The organism is Acidobacteriota bacterium, from assembly GCA_009838525.1.
In the GTDB taxonomy this organism is placed as follows: Bacteria; Acidobacteriota; Vicinamibacteria; order Vicinamibacterales; family UBA8438; genus VXRJ01.
The window spans coordinates 31,078-51,373 of sequence record VXRJ01000014.1 but is presented as its reverse complement, the minus strand read 5'-3'; the positions used below and the strand labels follow the sequence as shown (position 1 = coordinate 51,373).

At 65.7% G+C, this 20,296-nt stretch carries 12 protein-coding genes; 5 read left to right on the top strand and 7 right to left on the bottom strand.

The window, feature by feature from the left end; translation table 11 throughout:
• The first annotated feature begins 46 nt into the window (after positions 1 to 46).
• Genes F4Y45_04305 through F4Y45_04295 form a run of 3 tightly spaced genes read left to right on the top strand, consistent with a single transcriptional unit; the run spans position 47 to position 6,973 of the window.
• Positions 47 to 2,203, top strand: coding sequence for a hypothetical protein (locus F4Y45_04305; protein MXY23730.1), 2,157 nt, complete (start codon positions 47 to 49; stop codon positions 2,201 to 2,203).
• A 35-nt stretch (positions 2,204 to 2,238) separates the two neighbouring features.
• On the top strand, positions 2,239 to 4,479 hold the full coding sequence (locus F4Y45_04300; GenBank protein MXY23729.1) for a hypothetical protein: 2,241 nt from the start codon (positions 2,239 to 2,241) through the stop codon (positions 4,477 to 4,479).
• A 10-nt stretch (positions 4,480 to 4,489) separates the two neighbouring features.
• A complete protein-coding gene (locus F4Y45_04295) occupies positions 4,490 to 6,973 on the top strand; it encodes a hypothetical protein (protein ID MXY23728.1) in 2,484 nt (827 codons plus the stop codon).
• Positions 6,974 to 7,021: 48 nt separating this feature from the next.
• On the opposite strand, the gene F4Y45_04290 is transcribed toward F4Y45_04295, so the two are convergent.
• Positions 7,022 to 8,209, bottom strand: a complete 1,188-nt coding sequence (locus F4Y45_04290) for a glycosyltransferase family 2 protein (GenBank protein MXY23727.1) — start codon at positions 8,207 to 8,209, stop codon at positions 7,022 to 7,024.
• Between F4Y45_04290 and F4Y45_04285 the strand changes: the two genes are divergently transcribed.
• Both F4Y45_04285 and F4Y45_04280 read left to right on the top strand, forming a co-directional pair.
• Positions 7,953 to 9,689, top strand: a complete 1,737-nt coding sequence (locus tag F4Y45_04285; GenBank protein MXY23726.1) for a hypothetical protein — start codon at positions 7,953 to 7,955, stop codon at positions 9,687 to 9,689. The two genes, F4Y45_04290 and F4Y45_04285, sit on opposite strands and share 257 nt — an antisense overlap.
• A gap of 68 nt (positions 9,690 to 9,757) precedes the next feature.
• A complete protein-coding gene (locus F4Y45_04280) occupies positions 9,758 to 10,393 on the top strand; it encodes a Uma2 family endonuclease (protein MXY23725.1) in 636 nt (211 codons plus the stop codon).
• A 36-nt stretch (positions 10,394 to 10,429) separates the two neighbouring features.
• Here the strand turns inward: F4Y45_04280 and F4Y45_04275 are convergent, their stop codons facing one another.
• The 6 genes from F4Y45_04275 to F4Y45_04250 all read right to left on the bottom strand — a co-directional run bounded on the left by F4Y45_04275 (position 10,430) and on the right by F4Y45_04250 (position 20,292).
• Positions 10,430 to 11,548: a DegT/DnrJ/EryC1/StrS family aminotransferase gene (locus F4Y45_04275; protein ID MXY23724.1), complete on the bottom strand. Its 1,119-nt coding sequence runs from the start codon at positions 11,546 to 11,548 to the stop codon at positions 10,430 to 10,432.
• Between the two features lie 4 nt (positions 11,549 to 11,552).
• The gene (locus F4Y45_04270) at positions 11,553 to 12,530 is read right to left on the bottom strand and encodes a Gfo/Idh/MocA family oxidoreductase (GenBank protein ID MXY23723.1); all 978 of its coding nucleotides are present in this window, start codon (positions 12,528 to 12,530) and stop codon (positions 11,553 to 11,555) included.
• Between the two features lie 7 nt (positions 12,531 to 12,537).
• Complete coding sequence (locus tag F4Y45_04265) at positions 12,538 to 13,974, bottom strand: NDP-hexose 2,3-dehydratase (GenBank protein ID MXY23722.1); 1,437 nt, start codon at positions 13,972 to 13,974, stop codon at positions 12,538 to 12,540.
• Positions 13,971 to 14,390 carry a WxcM-like domain-containing protein gene (locus tag F4Y45_04260; protein ID MXY23721.1) on the bottom strand — a complete coding sequence of 140 codons (420 nt, stop codon included), beginning with the start codon at positions 14,388 to 14,390 and terminating at the stop codon, positions 13,971 to 13,973. Before F4Y45_04260 ends, F4Y45_04265 begins: the two co-directional genes overlap by 4 nt.
• A 245-nt stretch (positions 14,391 to 14,635) precedes the next feature.
• The gene (locus tag F4Y45_04255) at positions 14,636 to 17,458 is read right to left on the bottom strand and encodes a sulfatase-like hydrolase/transferase (GenBank protein MXY23720.1); all 2,823 of its coding nucleotides are present in this window, start codon (positions 17,456 to 17,458) and stop codon (positions 14,636 to 14,638) included.
• A 29-nt stretch (positions 17,459 to 17,487) separates the two neighbouring features.
• Positions 17,488 to 20,292 carry a sulfatase-like hydrolase/transferase gene (locus tag F4Y45_04250; GenBank protein ID MXY23719.1) on the bottom strand — a complete coding sequence of 935 codons (2,805 nt, stop codon included), beginning with the start codon at positions 20,290 to 20,292 and terminating at the stop codon, positions 17,488 to 17,490.
• Positions 20,293 to 20,296 lie beyond the last annotated feature (4 nt).

Genomic DNA, 20,296 nt, shown 5'->3' with positions numbered 1-20,296 from the left:
ACCGTCCGGCGACTGGAGACTATGGGCAACAGGCATCTATGTGACGGTGGCCTTGGCCGGCACGGCGGCGTGGCTGGCGGTCGGATCCCAGGCGGAGGAGCGGACCGGGCTGCAGCGTGAGCTGTTTCTGGCGACCGGTTTCGCGGGGGAGCCGTTCCGGACGGAAGTGAGCGAGGACATCACGCTCGACTTCCTGGACGAGGACGAGGACTTTCCCCGGCGGCGCTTTAGCGCGAGGTGGCGGGGTTATTGGTACGTGCCGGATGGCGGCCCCATCACCATCCACGGAAGCGGCGACGACTCGCTTACCGTCCACATCGACGGCAAGCCTGTGCTGAGGCGTTATCCGCCGGACCAGATGCACCGGGCCTCTGAGGAGGTCACGCTGGCTGCCGGTGCCCACGAGCTGCTGATCGAGTACGAACAGGCGGGCGGGGCCTACGCGCTCGCTCTCCGCTGGTCGCCTCCGTCCGACCGGTTGCGGCCGTTTGCCGGACACCGGCTTTTCCCGCGTCCGCCCACCATGGAGGACGTGCGACTGGCGGAGCGCGCCGCCTGGCTGGGACGCGGGATGACGTTGCTCTGGCTGGCTCCACTCCTGACAGTGGCCGGTCTCGGCGCGCGTTGGGTGTGGCGGGCGCGGGACCGCTACGGACCGGCATCCCGCTATGCGTGGCATTGGAACGCTGCGTTGCGCGCCGTTCTCGTACTGGCGGGCGGAGCGGTGGTGGTCCGCACGGTTGCGGCGCGTCTGCCGGGCCTGAATCCGGGCTCGCTCTGGGCCGATGACTTGGTCTACGCCGCCATCATTCGGTCCGATCGCTTCCTTGACGTGGTCACGGCGCCGATCCACGTCGCCCCGGGACCGCTCATCCTGTGGCGCTGGCTGTACACCCTCTTCCCGGATCCCGAATGGTCGCTGCAGCTCCTGCCGTTCGTTTGCGGCATCGCGGTGATTCCGGTGACGGCGTTTGTCGTGTGGCGCCTGACGGGCGACTCCGCGGTCGCGCTGCTGGCCGGGGCGGTCACCTCGCTCGTGCAGCTTCTCGCCCATTACACGGTCTTCGTCCATCAGTACACGCTGGAAGCGATGATCACGGCGCTGTTCCTGCTGGCAGCGACCGGACTCGTGCGCGACGGCTCCGACGTCGACCCGCGGCGATTCCGGCGGCTTGCGCTCGCCGGCGGTTGCGCCACGTTCCTCGCCGTGCCCGCCGTCTTTGTCACGTTCCCGGTGGTGAACTTGGGCGTTCTCTACGCCGCCCGGGCGTGGGTGGAGCGCCGTCGGCCGATGGCGGGAATTGTCTGGAGCGCGGTGGCCTACAACGTGACGGTCGCTGTCGCGTGGTGGTTGCTGCGCGACCGGTCGAACCCGATCGTCCGCGCCGATTTCGCGGACGGGTTCCTGCCGGTTGACTCGCTGTCCGCGGCCGGGAGCTTCCTGGCCGCTCAGGGCGGCCGCCTGCTGATGATCAGCTTGCCCGGCTGGACCGAGGGCTGGAGCTTCAATCCCGGCGAGGTTTCGTGGACGCTGCCCCTCGTCGGTCTCGGACTGGTCTGGCTGTTGGCGGGCCGGGAAACCCGTTTCTTCGGTCTGGCGGTCCTCGGGTTCTATGCGGCGCGGGTCGTGGCGAGCGCACTCTGGATCTACCCGCTCGGCTTGGGCCGCCCGGACATCTTCTCGTTCCCCGTGGGAATCTGCCTTTTCGCGTCCGGCGTCCATGCGGCGACCGCCGCCCTGCCGCATGCGCACGCAGTGCGCGTCGCCGCCGCCGCCCTCGTGGTTGCCTTCGCCCTGGCGCGGCCGGTCGAGGTGGGCTACGGGGAGATGAATGACGCGCCGCTCGTTCACCACCTCGCAGCGAACGCGCACGATGACGATGTCGTGCTGCTGTCGGCCCGCAGCGTCTACCTGACCGCCTTCTACGGGTCGTGGCCAGTGACGACGCAGCCCGCTGATGACGTCTCGCAGGGAATTGCCGTCACCATTGGCCGCGACCGGACGGCCCACTTGCCGCGAAGTGGCCGCGCGGGGCGGATAGCGGCCGCGTTCCTTCGCCGGTTCCCGGCGTCCGGCCGTGTCTGGTACCTCGGCCCCGACGGGTCCGACCGGGTTGTCGCCGCGATGAAGAACGCGGGGTACGCCGTCGACCGGGTCCAGGCGAGTAACAACGGTTATGCCCTCTTTTGCGGCACACGGTAGGATTGCCCGGCGGGGTTCCGCCGACGCGCAACAAAATGCTACTGGAGAAACTTCGGGCTGCCTATCGAGCCCGGAGGCGCAGCCTCTGGTTCCGGTGGAGCATCGGCGCCTACGGGACGATCGCCTTGGCTTGCACAACGGCGTGGCTGGTAATCGGACCGCAAGCGGCGGAGCGGACCGGGCTGCGCCGGGAACTGTTCTTGGGAAACGGCTTCGAGGGGGCGCCCTTTCGCGACGAGGTGAGCGAGAACATCTCGCTCGACTTCCTGGCCGAGGACGAGCGCCTGCGCCGCTACTTTAGCGTCCGCTGGCGCGGCTACTGGTATGTGCCGGAGAGCGGGCCGCTGCAGATCCACGGGGCGGGTGACGACTGGCTGAACGTCTACATTGATGGCGAGCTGGTGCTGCAGCGCTACCCGCCGAACGACATGCGTCAGGCGGCCGAGACGGTCAGCCTCGGCGAGGGTGCGCACGAGCTGCTCGTGGAGTACCAACAGGAAGCGGGCAGCTACGTCGCCGATGTCCGCTGGTCGCCGCCGTCCGGATTGAGGCGACCGCTCGCCGGGCATCGCCTATTCCTTGAGCGCCCGTCGATGGAGGACGTCCGGCTGGCCGAGCGGGCCGCGTGGTTCAGCCGGGCTGCCGCCTTCTTCTGGGTGACGCCGCTGCTGTTGGCGACCGGTGCCGCAATGCGCTGGGCGTGGAGGGTGCGCGACCGGTACGGGCCGGCATCCCCGTATGCGTGGCATTGGAGGGTGGCGGAGCGCGCCGGGCTGGCGGCGGCGGTCGGCGCCGTCGTCGTCCAGACCGTCAGAGCGCGACTCGCAGGCTGGAATCCCGAGTCCTTGTGGTCCGACGATCTGGTCTACGGCGCGATCATTCGGAGTCAGGACGTGTGGAGCATGATTAGCGCTCCTATCCACGTTGCCCCCGGCCCCTTACTTATTTGGCGGGGGCTGTACGCGCTGTTTCCGGATCCGGAATGGTCGCTTCAACTGCTGCCGTTCGTCTGCGGCGTCGCTGCCATTCCTGCGATGGCGCTGTTGGTCTGGTCGCTGACTCGCGACACGGGGCTGGCGGTTCTCGCTGCCGCGCTGACGGCGCTCAACCCCCTGCTGGCGCACTACACGGTATTCGTCCACCAGTATCCATTCGACTTCTTGGTGACGGCGCTCTTTCTGATTGCCGCTGCACTGTTGATCCGCAACGGAGACGTTGACTCACCGCGTTTCGAATGGTTAGCTGTCGGAGGCGGACTCGCCGCCTTTTTTTCGGTCCCGTCCGTCTTTGTCAGCTTTCCCGCGGTGAATCTCGGCGCGGCCCTCGCGATGCGCGGGTGGCGGCGCGACCGGAGGCGGGCGATCAGAATCCTGTTGAGCGCCGCTGCCTACAACGCCGCCGTGCTGGCCGCTTACGCGTTCCTGAGTGCCCGCTCCAACCCGCTCGTGCGCGAGGACTTCGCGTTCGGATTCATACCGCTGGCATCCGCCGATGCGGCCTGGGACTTCCTTGCGCGCAACGGACGCTATCTGCTGGAACTGGGGCTGCCCAGTTGGGGTGAGGGCCCTCTCACGAATCCGGAGACGGTTTCCTGGCCCCTGCCGTTCCTGGCGCTCGGGCTCATTTGGCTGTTCGCGCAACGCTCCACCCGGTTCTTCGGGCTCGTCGTTCTGGGTTTCTACGCTGCCTTCCTCGCCGCGAGCGCGTTGCAGGTGTACCCGATGGGAACGGGGCGAGCGGACATCTTCGCGTTCCCGCTCTCTATCTGCCTGGCCGCCATCGGTGTGCAGTGCGCCACAAGCGCGTTGCCGGCACGCAGGTTCCTCCGGATGGCGGCGGCGATTGTCGTGATGGCGATCGCCCTGGCCCGCCCGTTGCAGGTGGTCTACTTCAACCTCGACGACGTGCACCTCGTGGACCGTCTTTCGGCCAACCTCCAGCCGGAAGATGGGTTGATTCTCTCGCCATCCGGCGCCTTCCTAGTTGCCTTCTACGGGGACTGGCCAGTCACAATCACGGCCACCGAAAGGTACAGTCACGGCACGATGGCGACCATTGGGCGCGACCGGACGCACTACCTGTTCCCGCCGGAAACATCGGAGGCGCCGTCGGCAGAACGGTTTGTGGACGAGTACCGACCGGATCGTGTCTGGTATGTGGCCTTCCGTACCCCGACGACTGAGCAGATAGTCGAGGCGATCGAAAGGCAGGGTTACTCCGTACGTCGCGTCGTGGAGACGCAACGCGGCGCGCTATACCTCGCCGAACACCACTGACAAGTTTGATTTGATCCAGGAATCCGTGGCGGCAGGACTTCGTCTTCCCCGGCTCGGGCGGCAAAGGCTCGGTGCTCTGGCGGTCGCCTTCCTGGGGGCAGCCGTCACGCTGACCGCAGTGCTGTCTGTCGCTGGACCCGCGGCGACAGAGCGGACGGGCCTGCGCCTGCAGGTGTTCCCAGAGGTTGGGTTCAGCGGAACGCCACTCCTTGACGGCGTCGATCCGAGCATCACCCTCGACTTCCTCGATGACGATCCCGATCTGCCCAGGCGGTTCTTCAGTGCGCGCTGGACCGGCTATTGGTACGTGCCCGATGCAGGCGCGGTCGAGTTGCACGCCGCCGGCGACGACCGCCTCGACGTTTGGCTTGACGGCGAACTGGTGATTCGCCGGACACCGCCGGCGGACATGCACGCGCTGGTTCGGACGGTACGACTTGAGGCCGGCGTCCACGAACTCCGAGTGGACTTCGAGCAGCACGGCGGCGCGTTCAACCTGCGACTGGAGTGGTCTCCGCCCGGCGGGCGCCCAAGCCCCCTGCCGGCCTACCGATTGTTTCACTCACTGCCAGACGCCGATGACCTCCGGTTGGCGTACGGGATGGCGTGGCTAGAACGCGTCGTCGTTACGGTCTGGATGGCCTTCCTGGGCATCACGCTTGCATGGTTGGGAACGCTGGCCTGGATGCGTGTCGGCCCGCACTCGACCTATGGCCGTCGTCACTGGGTGAGGGCGTTCGACCTGTCGGCAAGAGTGTTCCAGGTGGCTATCGCGGGTCCCCTCGGTCTGTCCGCGTCGGCCAGATTCGGCTCCTCCCTGAAAGAGGACGTTCCGGCGACCCGCGAGAGTGACGGCGGCCGGATTGGTTCGGGCTGGCCAGGATCGCGAGCCGGGATCATCGTCGCCGTCCTGCTCGCACTGCTCTTTGCAGGCCACGTAGGCGTTTTCGCCTGGCGCTCGCTTACATTCGACCGTCGGCTCACCGCCGACTCCATGAACTACATCGATGTCGCCCGCAATCTCTCTGCCGGCGACGGTCTGGTGCAGAGCGCGGCAGGTTTCAATCAGCCGACATACTGGGGGCAAGACTTCTCGCCAGACTTCTCGGGCAAGACCCGTGCCAGCCACAACCCCGGGTACTCGGTCCTGATTGCGGCGGCGGCGCAACTGACGGGACTGGAACATGCCGACGCGGCATTCCTGATCGGCCCCGGCGCCTATGGCGTTGCGGTTGCGTTCACGTTCCTGTTCGCTGCCCGCCTTGCGGGCCCAGCCGCGGGCCTGCTGGCTGCGGCGTTCTTGGCTCATCAGCTCCGCTGGATCTTCCTTCGAACGTGGACCGAACCCGTGGTCATTGCCTTGCTGCTAGCGCTGCTAGCGCTGTTCGCGCGAGGCGCTACGCCCCGGCGAGCGGTTGCCGGTGGAATGGTGGTGGGCGCCGCGCTGTTCGTGCGAAGCGGTTTCCTCCCCATATTGGCCCTGGGTGGATTGGCCTGCCTGCTCGGCAACGGCTCCCGCGTACGCCGCCTGGTCCTGTTCGCGGCGGGCGCGTGCGTAGCGTTGGCTGGTCCGTTCCTGGGTGAAGGGCTCGTCTATCCGCCCCAGACGACGGCTGCGGCCGGCTGGTTTCCGGACATCACTTCCGGAGAATTGGTTGCCGACTTCCGCGAGAGCATCGGGTGGGCACTCGCCACGCCCGCTTTCCTCGGCGCGTGCGCCTGGCTGCGGTCCGTTGGCGACGGCCGACCGATTGTGCCGGAGCGGGCGCGTTACGGGTACGTTCTCGTCATCGCCTGGATAGCCGGATGGTCGACCTTCCTCTTCGTGGCTCGGCTCGTGGTGCTGACCGACCAGTTCGACAATCGCATGCTGGCGCCGTTGGCGGCGGTCACGGCTATCGTCAGCGCACTGTTCGTCTGGCGCCTTTGTCCCGAACGCCTGCGGCTGGCGGTTGGAGTAGTCGTATTCGCGGCGACGCTCATGCTGGCCACCGCCGGTGACGCGATCGTACAAGGTGACAACGCGACGGCCCAACGTCTGTACGTGTCACCCGCCCAGTTCGTCATCGGACGGAACATGACGGCGCGCGTCCTGCCGAAGAACGGCGATCGATCTGACTACGCCCGCCGGATTGCGAGTTCGCCACGCCGGCTCTGGGTCAGTCGCAATGTCACGCCGCGCGATCTCGTCGTCGGCGCGGACACCATGGATCTCCCGTATTTCTTCCGGGAACAGGTGCCGGCTACCGTGTCTTTCTCGCTTCAGCCGTATTTCCCGGAAGTCACCGGCACGACGATCAATTCTGTCCTTATCGCGCGCTGTGGGCGCTACGACAACCTCTACCTGCTCCTCAGCAAACTGCCGCGCAGATGGGGTCGTTTCGCGCTTGACCTGCTGGCTGGTGTCCCCGCGGAACCGGGAACGCCGGCCGCGAACTTCACGCGGGTGGCTGATCTGCCCGACAGCGTCGTCTTCCGCTTCACGGCCTGTTGACGGTGTGATTGTGGGACGGCACGCCCTTCGTTTCTCGGAATCCCAGCATCAACGACCCTCCGGATCGCCGACTTGGGCTGCATCGCCAACGAAACGACTCGGCACCTCCTCGACGTCGAGCGTCTCTCGTGGGTCGCGCAGGTGTGGCGATTGTGCGATGTCCAGGCCAACTGCCTGCAGCAGGAGCAGGAAGCCCATCAGAAAGGGCAGCAGTGCCGCAACCACGGTTCCGGCGGTGGCGGGGATGCCGGTCTGAATCGACAGCCGCCATTCGTATGCACCGAAGACCGTGCCGAACCCGCCCAGGAGCGTGCCGAGGCCGAGGTACAGTGCCACCGGCGAGGTGTCGTAGACGACGTACTTGTATACCAGCCGTCGGAAAAGCATGCGCGCGAGCCGCGGCGGGAAGCCGAGAACGACGCGGCTCACCCGCATGCTGGAGCGCTCATTCCCGTACACTGCCGGCATTGGGATGTCTGCAACCGGCCTGTTCTCCAGATTGAGCAGCGCCAGAACTGAATTCTCGAACGAGTAGCCGCGCTCGATCTGGTCCAGGGGCAGCGCTTGAAGCGCCTCCCGCGAGATTGCGGTGTAGCCGTTCTGCACGTCGAAGATCTGCCAATAGCCGGACACGAGCTTGGTGATGAAGGTCAGCAGGATGTTTCCGAACAGCTTCACCCGGGGCATGCGTTGGAGATCACTCACATGGCGGAAACGGTTGCCCTTTGCGTAGTCCGCGCGACCGTCCAGAAGTGGCTGAAGGAGGCGAGGGAGCTCCTTGCTGTCCATCTGACCGTCGCCGTCCATCTTCACGATGAAATCTGCGCCGCTTTCAAGCGCGACTTCGTACCCGGTTACCATGGCGGCTCCGACGCCACCGTTCCGATCGCGGTGAATCACCTTCAGCCTGGCATCCTCCGCCGCCAGCTCGTTGAGCACGGTTGCCGTCCCGTCCGTGCTCCCGTCGTTGACCGCGACAATGCACGCCACCCAGGAGGGAAGTTCCCGGATCACGCCGGCTACTTCCTTCTCGACGTTGAAGCAAGGCACAACGACCGAAAGCGCATGTCGCCGGTCGTCCGGCGCGGACCGGTATGATGACGACACCCGGTTCGCGGGTGCGACCGTTAGTTTGGAGGACTCAGCCGGCATGACGCTCCTGACGTGCGCCAAGATGCTAACGGAGAAGGCTGGATTGCGCATTGTCGTCGCGATTTCTGTCGCTGCAGTCGTCATCCAGGCCTTTCTGGCCCGCGTGCCGGGATGGAACCCCGAGGCGCTGTGGGTAGACGATCTCGTTTACGGGGCAATCATCCGGAGCGATGACGTGTGGAACATGCTGACGGCGCCCATCCAAGTGGCGCCGGGGCTGCTCCTGGTTTGGCGTTGGTGCCTGGTGGTTTTCGGAGATCCGGAGTGGTCGCTTCAACTTCTACCGTTCGTCTGTGGTATCGCCGCCATTCCGGTCATGGCGCTGGTCGTACGCCGGTTGACGCAGGACAACAGTCTGGCGCTGGTCGCCGCGTCGGTGACGGCGCTCAATCCACTAGTGGCGCACTACAGCGTTTTTGTCCGCCAGTACACCCTCGAGTTCCTCGTGACGGCGCTGTTTCTGCTGGCCGCGGCTGGGCTCTCTCGAGACGGCGAGGGCATCGATCCGCGGCGGTTCCGTCGGGTGGCGCTGACCGGCGCCGTGTTGCCGTTCTTCGCGATGACCTCGGTCTTTGCCAGCTTCCCCATCGTGAATCTGGGCACGGCGTACGCCATGCGCGACTGGTTACGCAGCCGCCGGCCTGTGCGCTCCATTCTCGTGAGCGCCGCCGCCTACAACCTGGCGGTGCTGGCGGGATACCTGCTGCTGCGCAGCCGGAGCAACGAGCGGTTGCGTAATTTCTATCCCGACGATTTCCTGCCTCTCGATTCGCTGGGCAACGCCTGGAGCTTTCTCGCCAATAATGGCCGCCGGCTCCTTGAGATGGGGATGCCGAATTGGGAGACCGTCGGGGCGGCGAATCCGGACACCGTGTCGTGGCCCTTGCCGTTCATCGGGCTTGGCCTCGCTTGGCTGCTGGTGCGGCCCGCGACGCGCTTCTTCGGTCTGGTGGTCGCCAGCCTATACGCGGCGTTCCTCACCGCCAGCGCGCTGGAGATCTACCCGCTGGGGAGCGGCCGCCCCGACATGTTCGCGTTTCCGGCGGCGATCTGCCTGTTCGCAGCCGGCATCCACCTCGCCACCGAATGGTTGCCGCGGCGCAAACTGTTCCGTCTGGCCGCTGCGATGCTAGTTGTCGGCATCGCACTGATGCGTCCGCTCCACGTCGAGTACTATCGGGTCAACGACGTTCCCCTGATCGACTACTTGGCGGCGCACGTCCAACCCGAGGATGAGTTGATCCTGTCAGCGTCCGGGATCTTCCTGGCGGCTTACTATGGTCCGTGGCCGGTCACTGTTGTGGAAACTGAGCAGTTGTCCTTTGCGACGGCCAAGATCGGACGCGAACGGACACGCTACCTGTATCCCGGGATGCACGAAGGCGAAGTCAACCACTACCTCGCGGAGTCGCGGCCGCGCCGGGCGTGGTACCTTGCGTATCGCTCCCGAATCAGCGAACCTCGAATCATCGCCGCAATGGAAGCCCGGGGTTATCGCGTGCACCGGACGCAGGAGACCCGCCGGGGCCGGCTGTACCTCGGTTTGGCTAGGGGTTCGCCTTGACCGGTGCGCAGCCGGCCATGCTTGCAGGCTAAAGGACTATTCCCAACAGACATGTCAGAATAGGGACCGTGGCCTCCACCAAACCGACGCGGGCGGCATCCACCGCGTCCCAGGACGCCCTACAAGAGCTCCTCCGCGAGGCGTTGCCGCCCCAGGGGGCGTGGAGCGAAGAGGAATACCTGTGGCTCACGGATCGCTTGCGCCGTCCGATCGAGTTCACCGACGGCAGCATCGAGCCAATGCCGTTGCCTACCTACGCGCACCAGGTCCTCCTGCTGTTTCTGTACCGGACGTTCTACGCCCACTTCGAGGAAACCCGGCGTCGCGGGGTCGTCGTAACGTCGGGGTTGCGGATGCGCGTGCGGCCGGGGAGTTTCCGGGAACCCGACATCCTGTTGCTTTGCGACCGGTTCGATCCGCGTCGCCAGGACCGTTACTGGCTCGGCGCCGATCTTGTGGCCGAAGTCGTCAGTCCCGACGATCCGCCGCGCGATCTTGTCGTCAAGCGTGACGACTACGCCGAGGCCGGCATCACCGAGTACTGGATCATCGATCCTCGCGTCCAGACGGTCACCGTGCTCTGGCTCAACGGCAGTGAATATGCCGAGCACGGCGAGTTCGGCCGTGGCGACACGGCGACCTCGGTGCTGCTGGACGGCGTCTCGGTCGATGTGACGACGCTCTTCGACGAAGCTGCGGAATAGCCGTCACACGAGTCCGGCCTACCTCGTCCGCGTCCGCTACGCGGGCTCGCCGATCGTTCTTAGAATCCCGAGCAACGCCTCGCAGACGCGATCCTGTTCGGCGTCCGTCAGCGACGGGTACATCGGCAGGGAGAAGATCTCCCGTGCGGCCCGCTCGGTTTCGGGCAGGGAGCCCTCCGGGTAGTCGGCGCGCGCGTAGGCCGGCATGGTGTGGATGGGCCAGCGGTAACTGACGTTGACCAGGATGCCCCGTGCGGCCAACTCGCTGAGGATGGCGTCGCGGGCCGGGTGCCGGACGACGTAGAGATAGTAGACGTGGTGGTTCCGGGATGCCGTGACCGGTAATTGGAGGCCGGAGCCCGCGAGCGCCGCGTCGTAGCGACGTGCGAGGGCGCGGCGGCGCTCGATGTAGGCGTCCAGCCGCCGGAGCTTCCGCCGGAGGATCTCCGCGTGCAGCTCGTCGAGCCGCGAGTTGTAACCGTGTTCGTCCGCGAAGTAGCGCCCGTCGGTGCCATACATGCGCAACCGGCGCACGCGGGCGGCGAGCGCTTCGTCCGAGGTAACCACCATTCCGCCGTCGCCGTAGCCACCGAGAACCTTGGTGGGATAGAACGAGAACGCCGCGACCTCCGACAGCGAGCCCGCCCGGCGTCCGGTCTGGTCTGCTCCGGTTGCCTGCGCGCAGTCCTCCAGCACCGCGATCCCGCGGCGATCGGCGACCTCCCGCAGGCGGTCCATCGCCACGCACTGTCCGAACAGGTGCACGGGGATGATGCAGCGCGTGCGCTCGGTGATGACGGCGTCGAGCTGCGCTACGTCCATCAAGTAGGTGTCGCGCTCGATATCGACATATCGAGGTGTTCCTCCCGCCGTGACGATGGCCGATACCGTCGGGATGGCGGTGTTGGACGTCGTGATCACTTCGTCGCCGGGCTGAATGCCGAGCGCCCGCAGCGCCAGGACCAGCGCGTCGGTGCCGCTGCCCACGCCGACCCCGTAGGCGGCGCCGCTGTACGCGGCCAGTTCACGTTCGAAGCCTCGGACGCTATCTCCCAGGATCAGCCTTCCTGAGCGCGCCACCTGCTCGATGGCGGCCAGGATGTCGTCCCGCTCCGCTTCGTACTCCGCCCGGTAGTCCCAGACCTGGATCGCCATGGCCCTAGTCGGCCCCGGCGGCTTGGCGCAGGCGCGCGAGGAGCGCCGCGTCCTCCAGGAGGGCGCGTTCGAAAGCCTCGAAGTCGCGCCGGCCGATGGCGTCGATGAATGCCTCGAGAAACAGTGCGAACGCATCGCCCCGCGCTACCGGTACTGTGCGCTCGTCGTACCCCTCACGGACGCGCAGTGTGCACGCCAGATCCGGTGGCGTCGTGAACAGGCGGTCAGCGTCGATAGTCCGAGAGCGCGTCACTACGGAGAGCCGGTTCTGATAGGCCGTGACGAAGCCGAAGTGGCCGGCCAGCGACCCGCCATCGTCGTGGGTCATGAGGACGCTGAACGAGGTGTCGACGCCGGGATCCCGCAAAGCATCCCGCGACAGGACCATGCCGTCCACGCCGTCCGGCGCGCGGCCGAACAGCAGCCGGTTCGTGGCGGCGGCGTAAGGCCCGAGGTCGTACAGGCTCCCGCCGCCGCAATCGGCCCGGTAACGGAAGTCGTCCGGCGGCAGGGGCGGGAAAGAAAAAGTGGCGGTGACGCGGGTGGCAGCCGACTCGGCCGGGTCGACGAGCGCGCGCAGCGCCGCCGCTTGCGGGTGGAACAGGAATACGGTCGCTTCCGCCAGGCCTCGGTTCTTCTCCCGCGCGAGGCGTACGGCCGCCTCGGCGCTCGCCAAGTCCGGAAACGCGGGCTTGTCCACGATGACGTGGCAGCCGTCGTGCAAGGCGCGCATCACCCACTCGGCGTGGACCGCGTTGGTGCCGGATACATAGACGAGGTCTGCCGCGGCGGTGTCGAGCGCGTCCGCATAGTCTGCATACCAGTGGTTTACGGCGTCACCGTCGTCGCCGCGACCCTCAGCGCCGTCCTGCCCCTGGCTGCGCGATGCGACGGAGATGCGCCGTATTGCGGAGATGGACCTTGCCGCGGGCAGGACGCGCCGGCGGACGATGCTGGAGTAGCCGAGGAACAGCAGGTGCACGGCGCGTCTAGCCCTGGACGTCGAGACAGGCGAGCACGCTGCGGGCCTCGATGTTCAGATGGTTGCCGTAGCGGATCAGCGTGTTGAGTTGGCCGAGAGTGACCCAGGTGTAGTTGGCTGGCGCCGGCCGATCGTCGGCCGGGTCCAGCTCGACGACGAGGTTCTCGGTGGAGTACCGGTAGAAGCGTCCACCCTCCTCGCATTGCGTCGAGCGGTGCCGGACGACGCCCGCGCCGTCCGTCCTGACTGCCTCCAGCAGATAGGGCGCCTGGTCTTCGTCCGTAGGGACGCCGGGGAGCCACTGCACGGTCGGCGCAAGTTCGATCAGGTTCCAGACCCCCGGCTCCATGCGGGCCTGCACGAGGAAGTGCAGCAGGCCGCCGATGCGCTTGGTGACGAAGGCGGCGATGCCTGTCTCTACTGGCTGAACCATCGGTTGCGTCCAGCCCGGCACCTCGCGGGCGTCAGACTCGACCTCGACCCCGAAGACACGGAAATACCGTCCGTCGCGCCGCCTCAACTCGTGCGCGTCGCGCTCCCATCCCGGCACGCTGTTCAGCGCGCAGGGCTGGCAGTCGATCTCGGCGCATGCGCGGATTTCGGTGAGCCAACTGAGCACCGCCTCGATCGGCTGGCAGCCTTCGTCCTGGGCGAGCGTCGACGCAATGAGGGCCTCGCCGAAGCTGCCTGCGGCGGGATGGGCTGGGCTGCCGGCCGCCAGCGCCTCACCGCCGCCCGCCACCAGGGGGACGGCCGCGATCACCGTGCGGGTATCCATGTTGACGGTGTGCGGCTCCTGCATCAGCGTCTTGATCTGGCCGAGCGTCAGCCAGTGGAAGTCCTCGTGAAGCGGCACGTCCTCGCGAGTCTCCACGATGATGTTCCGGTTCCGCTTGCGCAGAAAGAACAGCCCCTGCTCGGACTGGAGCTGATCCACCAGCACGCGGTTGACGCCGCGTTGCAGGAAGAAGTCGAGATACCGGGGGCGCTTGCCGCCGTGGACGCGCGTGTAGTTGCTGCGCGTTGCCTGGACGGTCGGTGACAACTGGACGAGGTCGATGTTCCCCGGCTCCATCTTGGCCTGGAGCAGGAAGTGCAGAACGCCATCGAAGCGTTTGGCCAGGATGCCGAGGACGCCGATCTCCGGTTGGTTGACGATCGGCTGCTCGAAGCGCAGCGGGGCGGGGAAGTCGCACCGGGCGTGGACTCCCTGGACCCGGAAGAAGTGCCCCGACTCGTGCGTCAGGTCGCCCGAATCCGGCTCGAAGCGCCACCCTCGCAGGTCAGAGAACGGGATCCGCTCGACGTGGCACCGCTGCGCCCGACGCCGTTCATCCAGCCAGCGGCGGGCGGAGGCTCCGTCCGAGAAGCGGCCCTCCGCGGACAGCGCCGAGGCCAGGAATCCGGGCCGGTCCGCGTTCTCGATTGGCTGCGCCCCGCTCATCGGGTCGATGTCGTCTCCTGCACCAGCCGACGGTACTCGTCCCACGAACGGACGACGTGCGCGGGATTGTAGACCGTATCGCAGAGGGCCAGGGCCACCGTGCCGGGGAGGAAGTCCCGCAGGTGGGCCCAAGTCATCACCGGCAGATAGAGGGCGCGGTTCGGGTCGTCGAGCACGTAGGTGGCGGTGTCCGCCCCGTCCGACACCTCGACCGTGAACGCACCCGCCACCGCGATCAGGCACTGCTGCGTGTAGCGGTGCGCATGCGCGCCGCGCTCGCCGCCCGGCGGAACGCCGTGCATGTAGAAAACGCGCCGGACCGGGAACGGGAACTCGTCGCCTTCCAGCGCCGTGAGTGTTCCGCGCGCATCATCGGCGTGGCGGATGTCGATCCAGCGCGCTTCCGTCAGGCTCATGGTGTTCCCAGCTCTTGGGATCCTGGCACGACTATGTTAGCCGTGTCACCGGGCCTGTATCGTTCCGGACCCGGGAAAGCCACGATGTACGAGGACTGCCGCGATGGGTGGTTTCGGTCTTTGGACGTCCGGCTACCGCTGTCCAAGTGTCCCGGTCAGAAAAGTGTGTACGTTTTGCCCATACGCCGCCCGTCTGGGAGCGGTTGCGCCGGCTGCGGTGGAGAAAGGCCGCGCTGTTTGTCAGTTCAGATGTTGCCCCGAAGCATAAGGCCCGATGACGCGCCTTCCGTGTTGGGTTGAGCAGAGCTCGTCAGCAACTCGATACAGAACGGGCTGTCGTCCGAAGGCCGCGGCTCTACCGGATACGAGACTGCGTGCCAGGTGTCGTCCGTGAGCAGACGTCGCTCAACGACCTGCCCGTCGATCTGCACGGTCACCGTTTGGTCGGCCGGCACCGCCGCTATCCTGCGGACATCAAAGGTGATGCGCGAGTTCTCCGGCGCGGCGTAGAACATCGCGTACTCGTCGGCCCGGTAGACGCGACCACGCGACTGAGCAGTTGTGCTCATCGGCTCCGCAGACAAACCGATCCAATGTGCTCGGCGCTGCGCTGCGGGGTCATTCGACGGCTCGAACACTGACCGGTAGTAGCTCCAGGCGTTCGGGTCGTTGATGTGTCCGTTGACAGCGAAGACGTGGAGAACATCGAACGAAGTGCTGGCATGTGCGTAAGTGCGTTGGCGCGGTGTGGCTGGATCCATCCTCAATACCGAAACGCCATTCCCGAGAGAGCCGGGAATGTCTGCGAGATCCAGCAGCGTCGCGGCCACGTCCAGCGCGGACGTGGGTGCGTCCGAGACTTGGAGCGGACCCTTAGCCGCGATCGGTTTGACTGCGAGCAAGGGTGCCGCGCGACGCTGGACGGTTGCGAAGGTGACGACGCCGTGTGGTGACGGCTTGCCGTAGAACGGGTGGTTGGCTTCAAGCGGATTCAGACGGACGTTCACGCCATGGTCCGAAGTGACGATGATGCCGGTCTGGTCGTAAAGGTCGAGCTCGTGCAGTCGACGGAGCAGTGCCCCGACGGCAGACAAGGTGCATTCCGCCTGGTTCACGAAGTCCTCTGGCCTGGGCGGTCGCCTGGGTGCGTAGCGGCAATCCGAGTCCGTCACGATCGGGGGATGCGGCGTTAGCAGATGCACGAACGTGTAGACCGGCGCGCTGCCGCCCCGGGTGATCCGATTGGCGAACTCACTTAGAAACAGCGCGTCCCCGAACGGTGGTTCTGCTGTGGCCTCCGGTCCGCGTTGCGACGCCATACGCTCCTGGAACAACCACTGCTGGTCGCGGTAGACGCTTGGCTTGAGAGCGTGCGGGACGTGCCGTAACAAGGAAAGATCCAGCAATTGAGCGCCCGTGAAATCGACATAGTCACGGTAGCCGCCGTAGGGGTTCGGGATGGCGTAACGAATCGTGCCGTCTACCCCGGGGAACGCGGGGTTTACCTGGTTTCCACCATACGAGCTCAGCACTCGTAGTCGATAGCCCTCCTGTCCGAGCACGTTGAACACGGATGGATGGCGAGCCACGTATTCGCTGAATGTCACGTCGTTGGCGAAGGAGACGCCTGTGAGCATCGCTGGCATCGAGTGCCTCGTGGTTCGTTGAGTACCGAGGTGATTCGCGAAGAAGGTGAAGCCGGGCCAGTCGCGATCGTAAGCGGACCGATCGGCATCCAGTATTTCAGCGAACGTGTGTGAAGGAAACGAGTCGAGCACAATGTGGATGAGATTGCGGGTGCTGGAGAGTTCGAAGATCTCGGACGGCGGTAACTGCCAGGCCGCCTCAGCTCTGTCTTGGGGACTCTCGGCGATTCCAGGCAGGGGTGCCTCTCCACTCGTCGGAATCAAGAGAACGACTGTCTGCAGCGCTACCAGAATGCCGCTCGCGACGGACGCCGTGCGAGCGACGACGTCGGCGAATGCGACGGCGAGGACGAGCACGCCGATCCACAGGCCGACCTCGTACGGTGTTCGCCACCCGTGCGAGACGAGGTCGAGCCCTCCGCCATCCAGCACGCCGTAGTCGGAGAGTAGTAAGTTGCCCTGCGTCCAGAGCAGCACGCCGGCCGCGCAAAGAGACGCTACATAACGCGGGAACCATCGGGCCGGCACGAGGACGCCGAGCGCCGCTGGGACGCCGACTACCAACGCAAGCAGCCAAAGCCAGCCGGAAGCGAGTTCCCAGAAACCCACCAGGAATTCGGGTCGGTTGGTGTCGTGCACCGTCCACGGGCCGAAGAGAAGGAGTTGACTGGGGCCGAGGATCGCCGGAAACAGCACCGCACGCAGGCGGCTCCGGACCTCGTCCCAGCTCAGGGTCGTGACCCGTCGGTGGACGGTTCGCCAGACTGCGGGCGCGACCAGCAGGGCTGGGCCTGTCGCCCAGATCAGCAGAAGCAAGCCGGGCAAACGGGTTGCGGCGAGGCGAAGCCAGTAGCCGAGCGTGCCCGGATCCTCCGGGAACAGACGAGTGGCGCTGAGAAGCGCCGCGGTGTCGCTGGAGGGCGCCCACTCCACGTTCAGGTTCCGGCCGCCGCCCGCTTGCCAGTGCTCGATTTCTAGGTGATGCGCACCCGCGTCAAGCGCCATGCTTCTCGCCACCGTGTGCATGCCGACCGCCGGGTTGCGTTCCACGACGGTCTCGCCGTCCAAACGAAGAATGACGCCGTCGTCCGCGCCCGCCGCGAACTCAACACGTTCCGCTCGCGGCGAGAACCTCACGCCTTCCCAGTGAACCCGGTAGTCCCGTGCCGGTCGATCCTGCTCTTCGATGAAGGTCAGATCGATGGCGGTGATTCCTTCTGCTACAACCGGCTGGGTCGAAACGCCGTCCGGATACCAATAACTGCGCGTGAGTCCGGTGTCGGGCGCAAGTCCAGCCGCCACCAGCCAAAGTGCCGTCAGAACACTCGCTGCCGCAACGTAGGAAACCATGCGGAAGGCGCGGGGATGGCGGCGGCTCCAGTCGCGGCGGCTGTCCATCCAGCGCGTTTTCGTCAGGGTCATGGCGAGGCTTTCGATACCATGGTGCCTATTCAGATGTCGCTACGGAGCATTACACCCCAGGACTCACCGTCCGCGTCGTGATAGGCAGGACTCGTCAGTAGTTCGATGCGGAATGGGGTGTTTTCTGCGGATCGCGCCGTGACCTGGTAAGAGAGTGTTTGCCATGCATCGTCTACGAGCCGCCGCTGGTCGACGATGTTGCCGTCGATCCGGATGGTCACCGACTGTGGGGAGGCCATGGTTGGCATTCTGCGAACATCGAAGGCGACGCGCGAACTCTCGGGCGCGGCGTAGAAGACCGCACGCTCGTCGGTCCGGTAGATGCGTTCGCGCGACTGACTCATCGTGTCAATTGGGTCCGCAAATATGCCGATACGATGTGTTCGGCGTTGTGCTGCGCGGTCAAGCGCTGGTGCGAACACCGACCGGTAGGAGTTCCAGGCGTCCGGGTCGTTGAGGTGTCCGTTGACGGCGAACACATGGAGGCCATCGAACGAACCACTGCCATGTGCGTAAATGCGCTGCCGGGACGTTGCCGGATCCATCCTCAGCACCGAAGCGCCGTTCCCAAGAGTATCGGGAACCTCCGCGAGGTCCAGCAGGGTGGCTGGCAGGTCCAGCGCGGAGGTGGGTGCGTGCGATACTTGGAGCGGATCTTCGGCCGCGAACGGTTTGACCAGGAGCAGAGGCGCAGCGCGACGTTGAACGGTTGCCAGGGTCACGTCGGTTGGTGACCACTTGCTGCGAAAGGGGTGATCAACGTCCAGCGGATTCAGACGTATGTTGACTCCATGATCCGATGTGACGATGATGGCGCTTCGGTCGTAGAGGCCGAGGTCCTGCAGTCGCCGGAGCAGTGCCCGGATCGCTGACAGCGCGCAGCGTGCCTGGTTCACGAAATCTCCCGGGGTTTCCGTTCGTTTGGGTGCGTACCGGCAATCCGAGTCCGTCACGATCGGGGGATGCGGCGTTAGCAGATGCATGAATGAGTAGACCGGTGCGACGTCGCCTCGGGCTATCCGATTGGCGAACTCATGCAGAAACACGGCGTCTCCGAAGGGTCGCTCCGCCGTCTCCTCCGGTCCGCGTCGCGTCGCGAGCCACTCTTGGAACAGCCATTCCTGGTCGCGGTAGACGCCCGGTTTGAAAGGGTGAGGAACGTGCCTTAACAGCGACAGGTCCAGCAATTGGGCTGCCGTGAAATCGACATAGTCACCGTAGCTGCCGTAGGGGTTCGGGATGTCGTACCGGGTGACGCCGTCGACGCCAGGGAATGCGGGATTTACGTGGATTCCACCGTGGTGGGTGCTCAACAGCAATCGAAGTCGCCAGCCTTGCTGTCCGAGCACGTGGAAGACGGATGGATGGCGAGCCAGGTACTCGCTGAATGTCTCGAAACCAAAGGGGATGCCCGTGAGCATCGCCGGTATCGAATGCCTGGTGGTGTGTCGAGTGCCGAGGTGATTCGCGAAGAAGGTGAAGCCGCGCCAGTCGCGATCGAAGGCGGAACGGTCGGCGTCCAGAATTTCGGCGAAAGTGTGTGAGGGGAACGAGTCGAGCACGATATAGATGAGATTGCGCGTGCTGGAGAGTTCGAAGATCTCGGGTGGCGGCAACTGCCAGCCGGTCTCAGCTCTGTCGGAGGAACCGTTGGCGATTCCCGGGACCGTTGCCTCTCCACTCGTGGGGACAAGCAGTACGACCGCCTGCAGAGTCACCAGCATGCCGCTCGCCACGGGCGCGGCGCGAGTGACGACGCCGGCGAATGCAATGGCAAGGATGAGCACGCCAATCCACAAGCCGGCTTCGACAGGGGTTCGCCACGCGTGAGATGCCAGGTCGAGTCCCTCGCCATCCAGTAGTCCGTATTCGGCGAGGAGCAGGTTTCCTTGCGCCCAGAGCAGAACCCCGACCGCGCATAGGCCCGCCACGTAGCGTGCGAACCATCGGTGCGGCAGCAGGATGCTAAACGCCGTCAGGGCACCGACCATGGGTCCAAGGAGCCAGAGCCAACCGGGCGCGAGGTCCCAGAATCCCACCAGGAACTCGGTCCGGTTGGTGTCATGTACCGTCCAAGGGCCGAAGAGAAGGAGTTGACTGGGGCCAAGCGCCGCGGGCAACAGCGCAGTGCGCAGGCGGCGCCAAACCTCGTGCCGGCTCAGGGTCTTGATCTGCCGGAAGAGGATTCGCCAAGCTGCCAGCGCGGCCACCACGACAGGACCTGTCGCCCAGATCAACAGAAGGAGGCTTGGCAATCGCGTCGCGGTGTAGTGGAGCCAGTAGCCGAATGCGCCAGGATCCGCAGGGAACAGCCGGGTGGGGCTCAGGAGTGCCGCGGCGCCGCCGGGGGGCGCCCACTGCACATTCAGCGAATGTCCGCCGCCCACTTGCCAGTGCTCAATTTCCAGTCGATGCGGACCCGGTGCCAGCTCGACCGCGCGGGCCGTCGTGTGCATGCCGAGCGCCGGATTCCGTTCCAGAATCGTCTCTCCATCGATGCGGAGAGTGACGCCGTCGTCCGCTCCCGCCAGGAAGTCAACGCTCTCGGCGCGCGGCGAGAACCATACGCCTTCCCAGAGAACCCGGTAGTGCCGCGTCGGTAGATTCTGCTCGTCGATAAAGGCGAGATCGACCGTCGTGATTCGTTCCTCGACGACCGCGTCGTCCAGATGCCAATAGCTGCGTGTGAGTCCGGAGTCGGGCCCCAGGATGATGAACGCCGGCCACAATAGCGTCACTGAGACCGCCCCGAGTACGTAAGCGGAGCACACGCGAAACGTCCGGGGATGCTGGCGGCCCCAGTCGTCACGCATGTCGCTCCAGCGCAATCGCATCAGG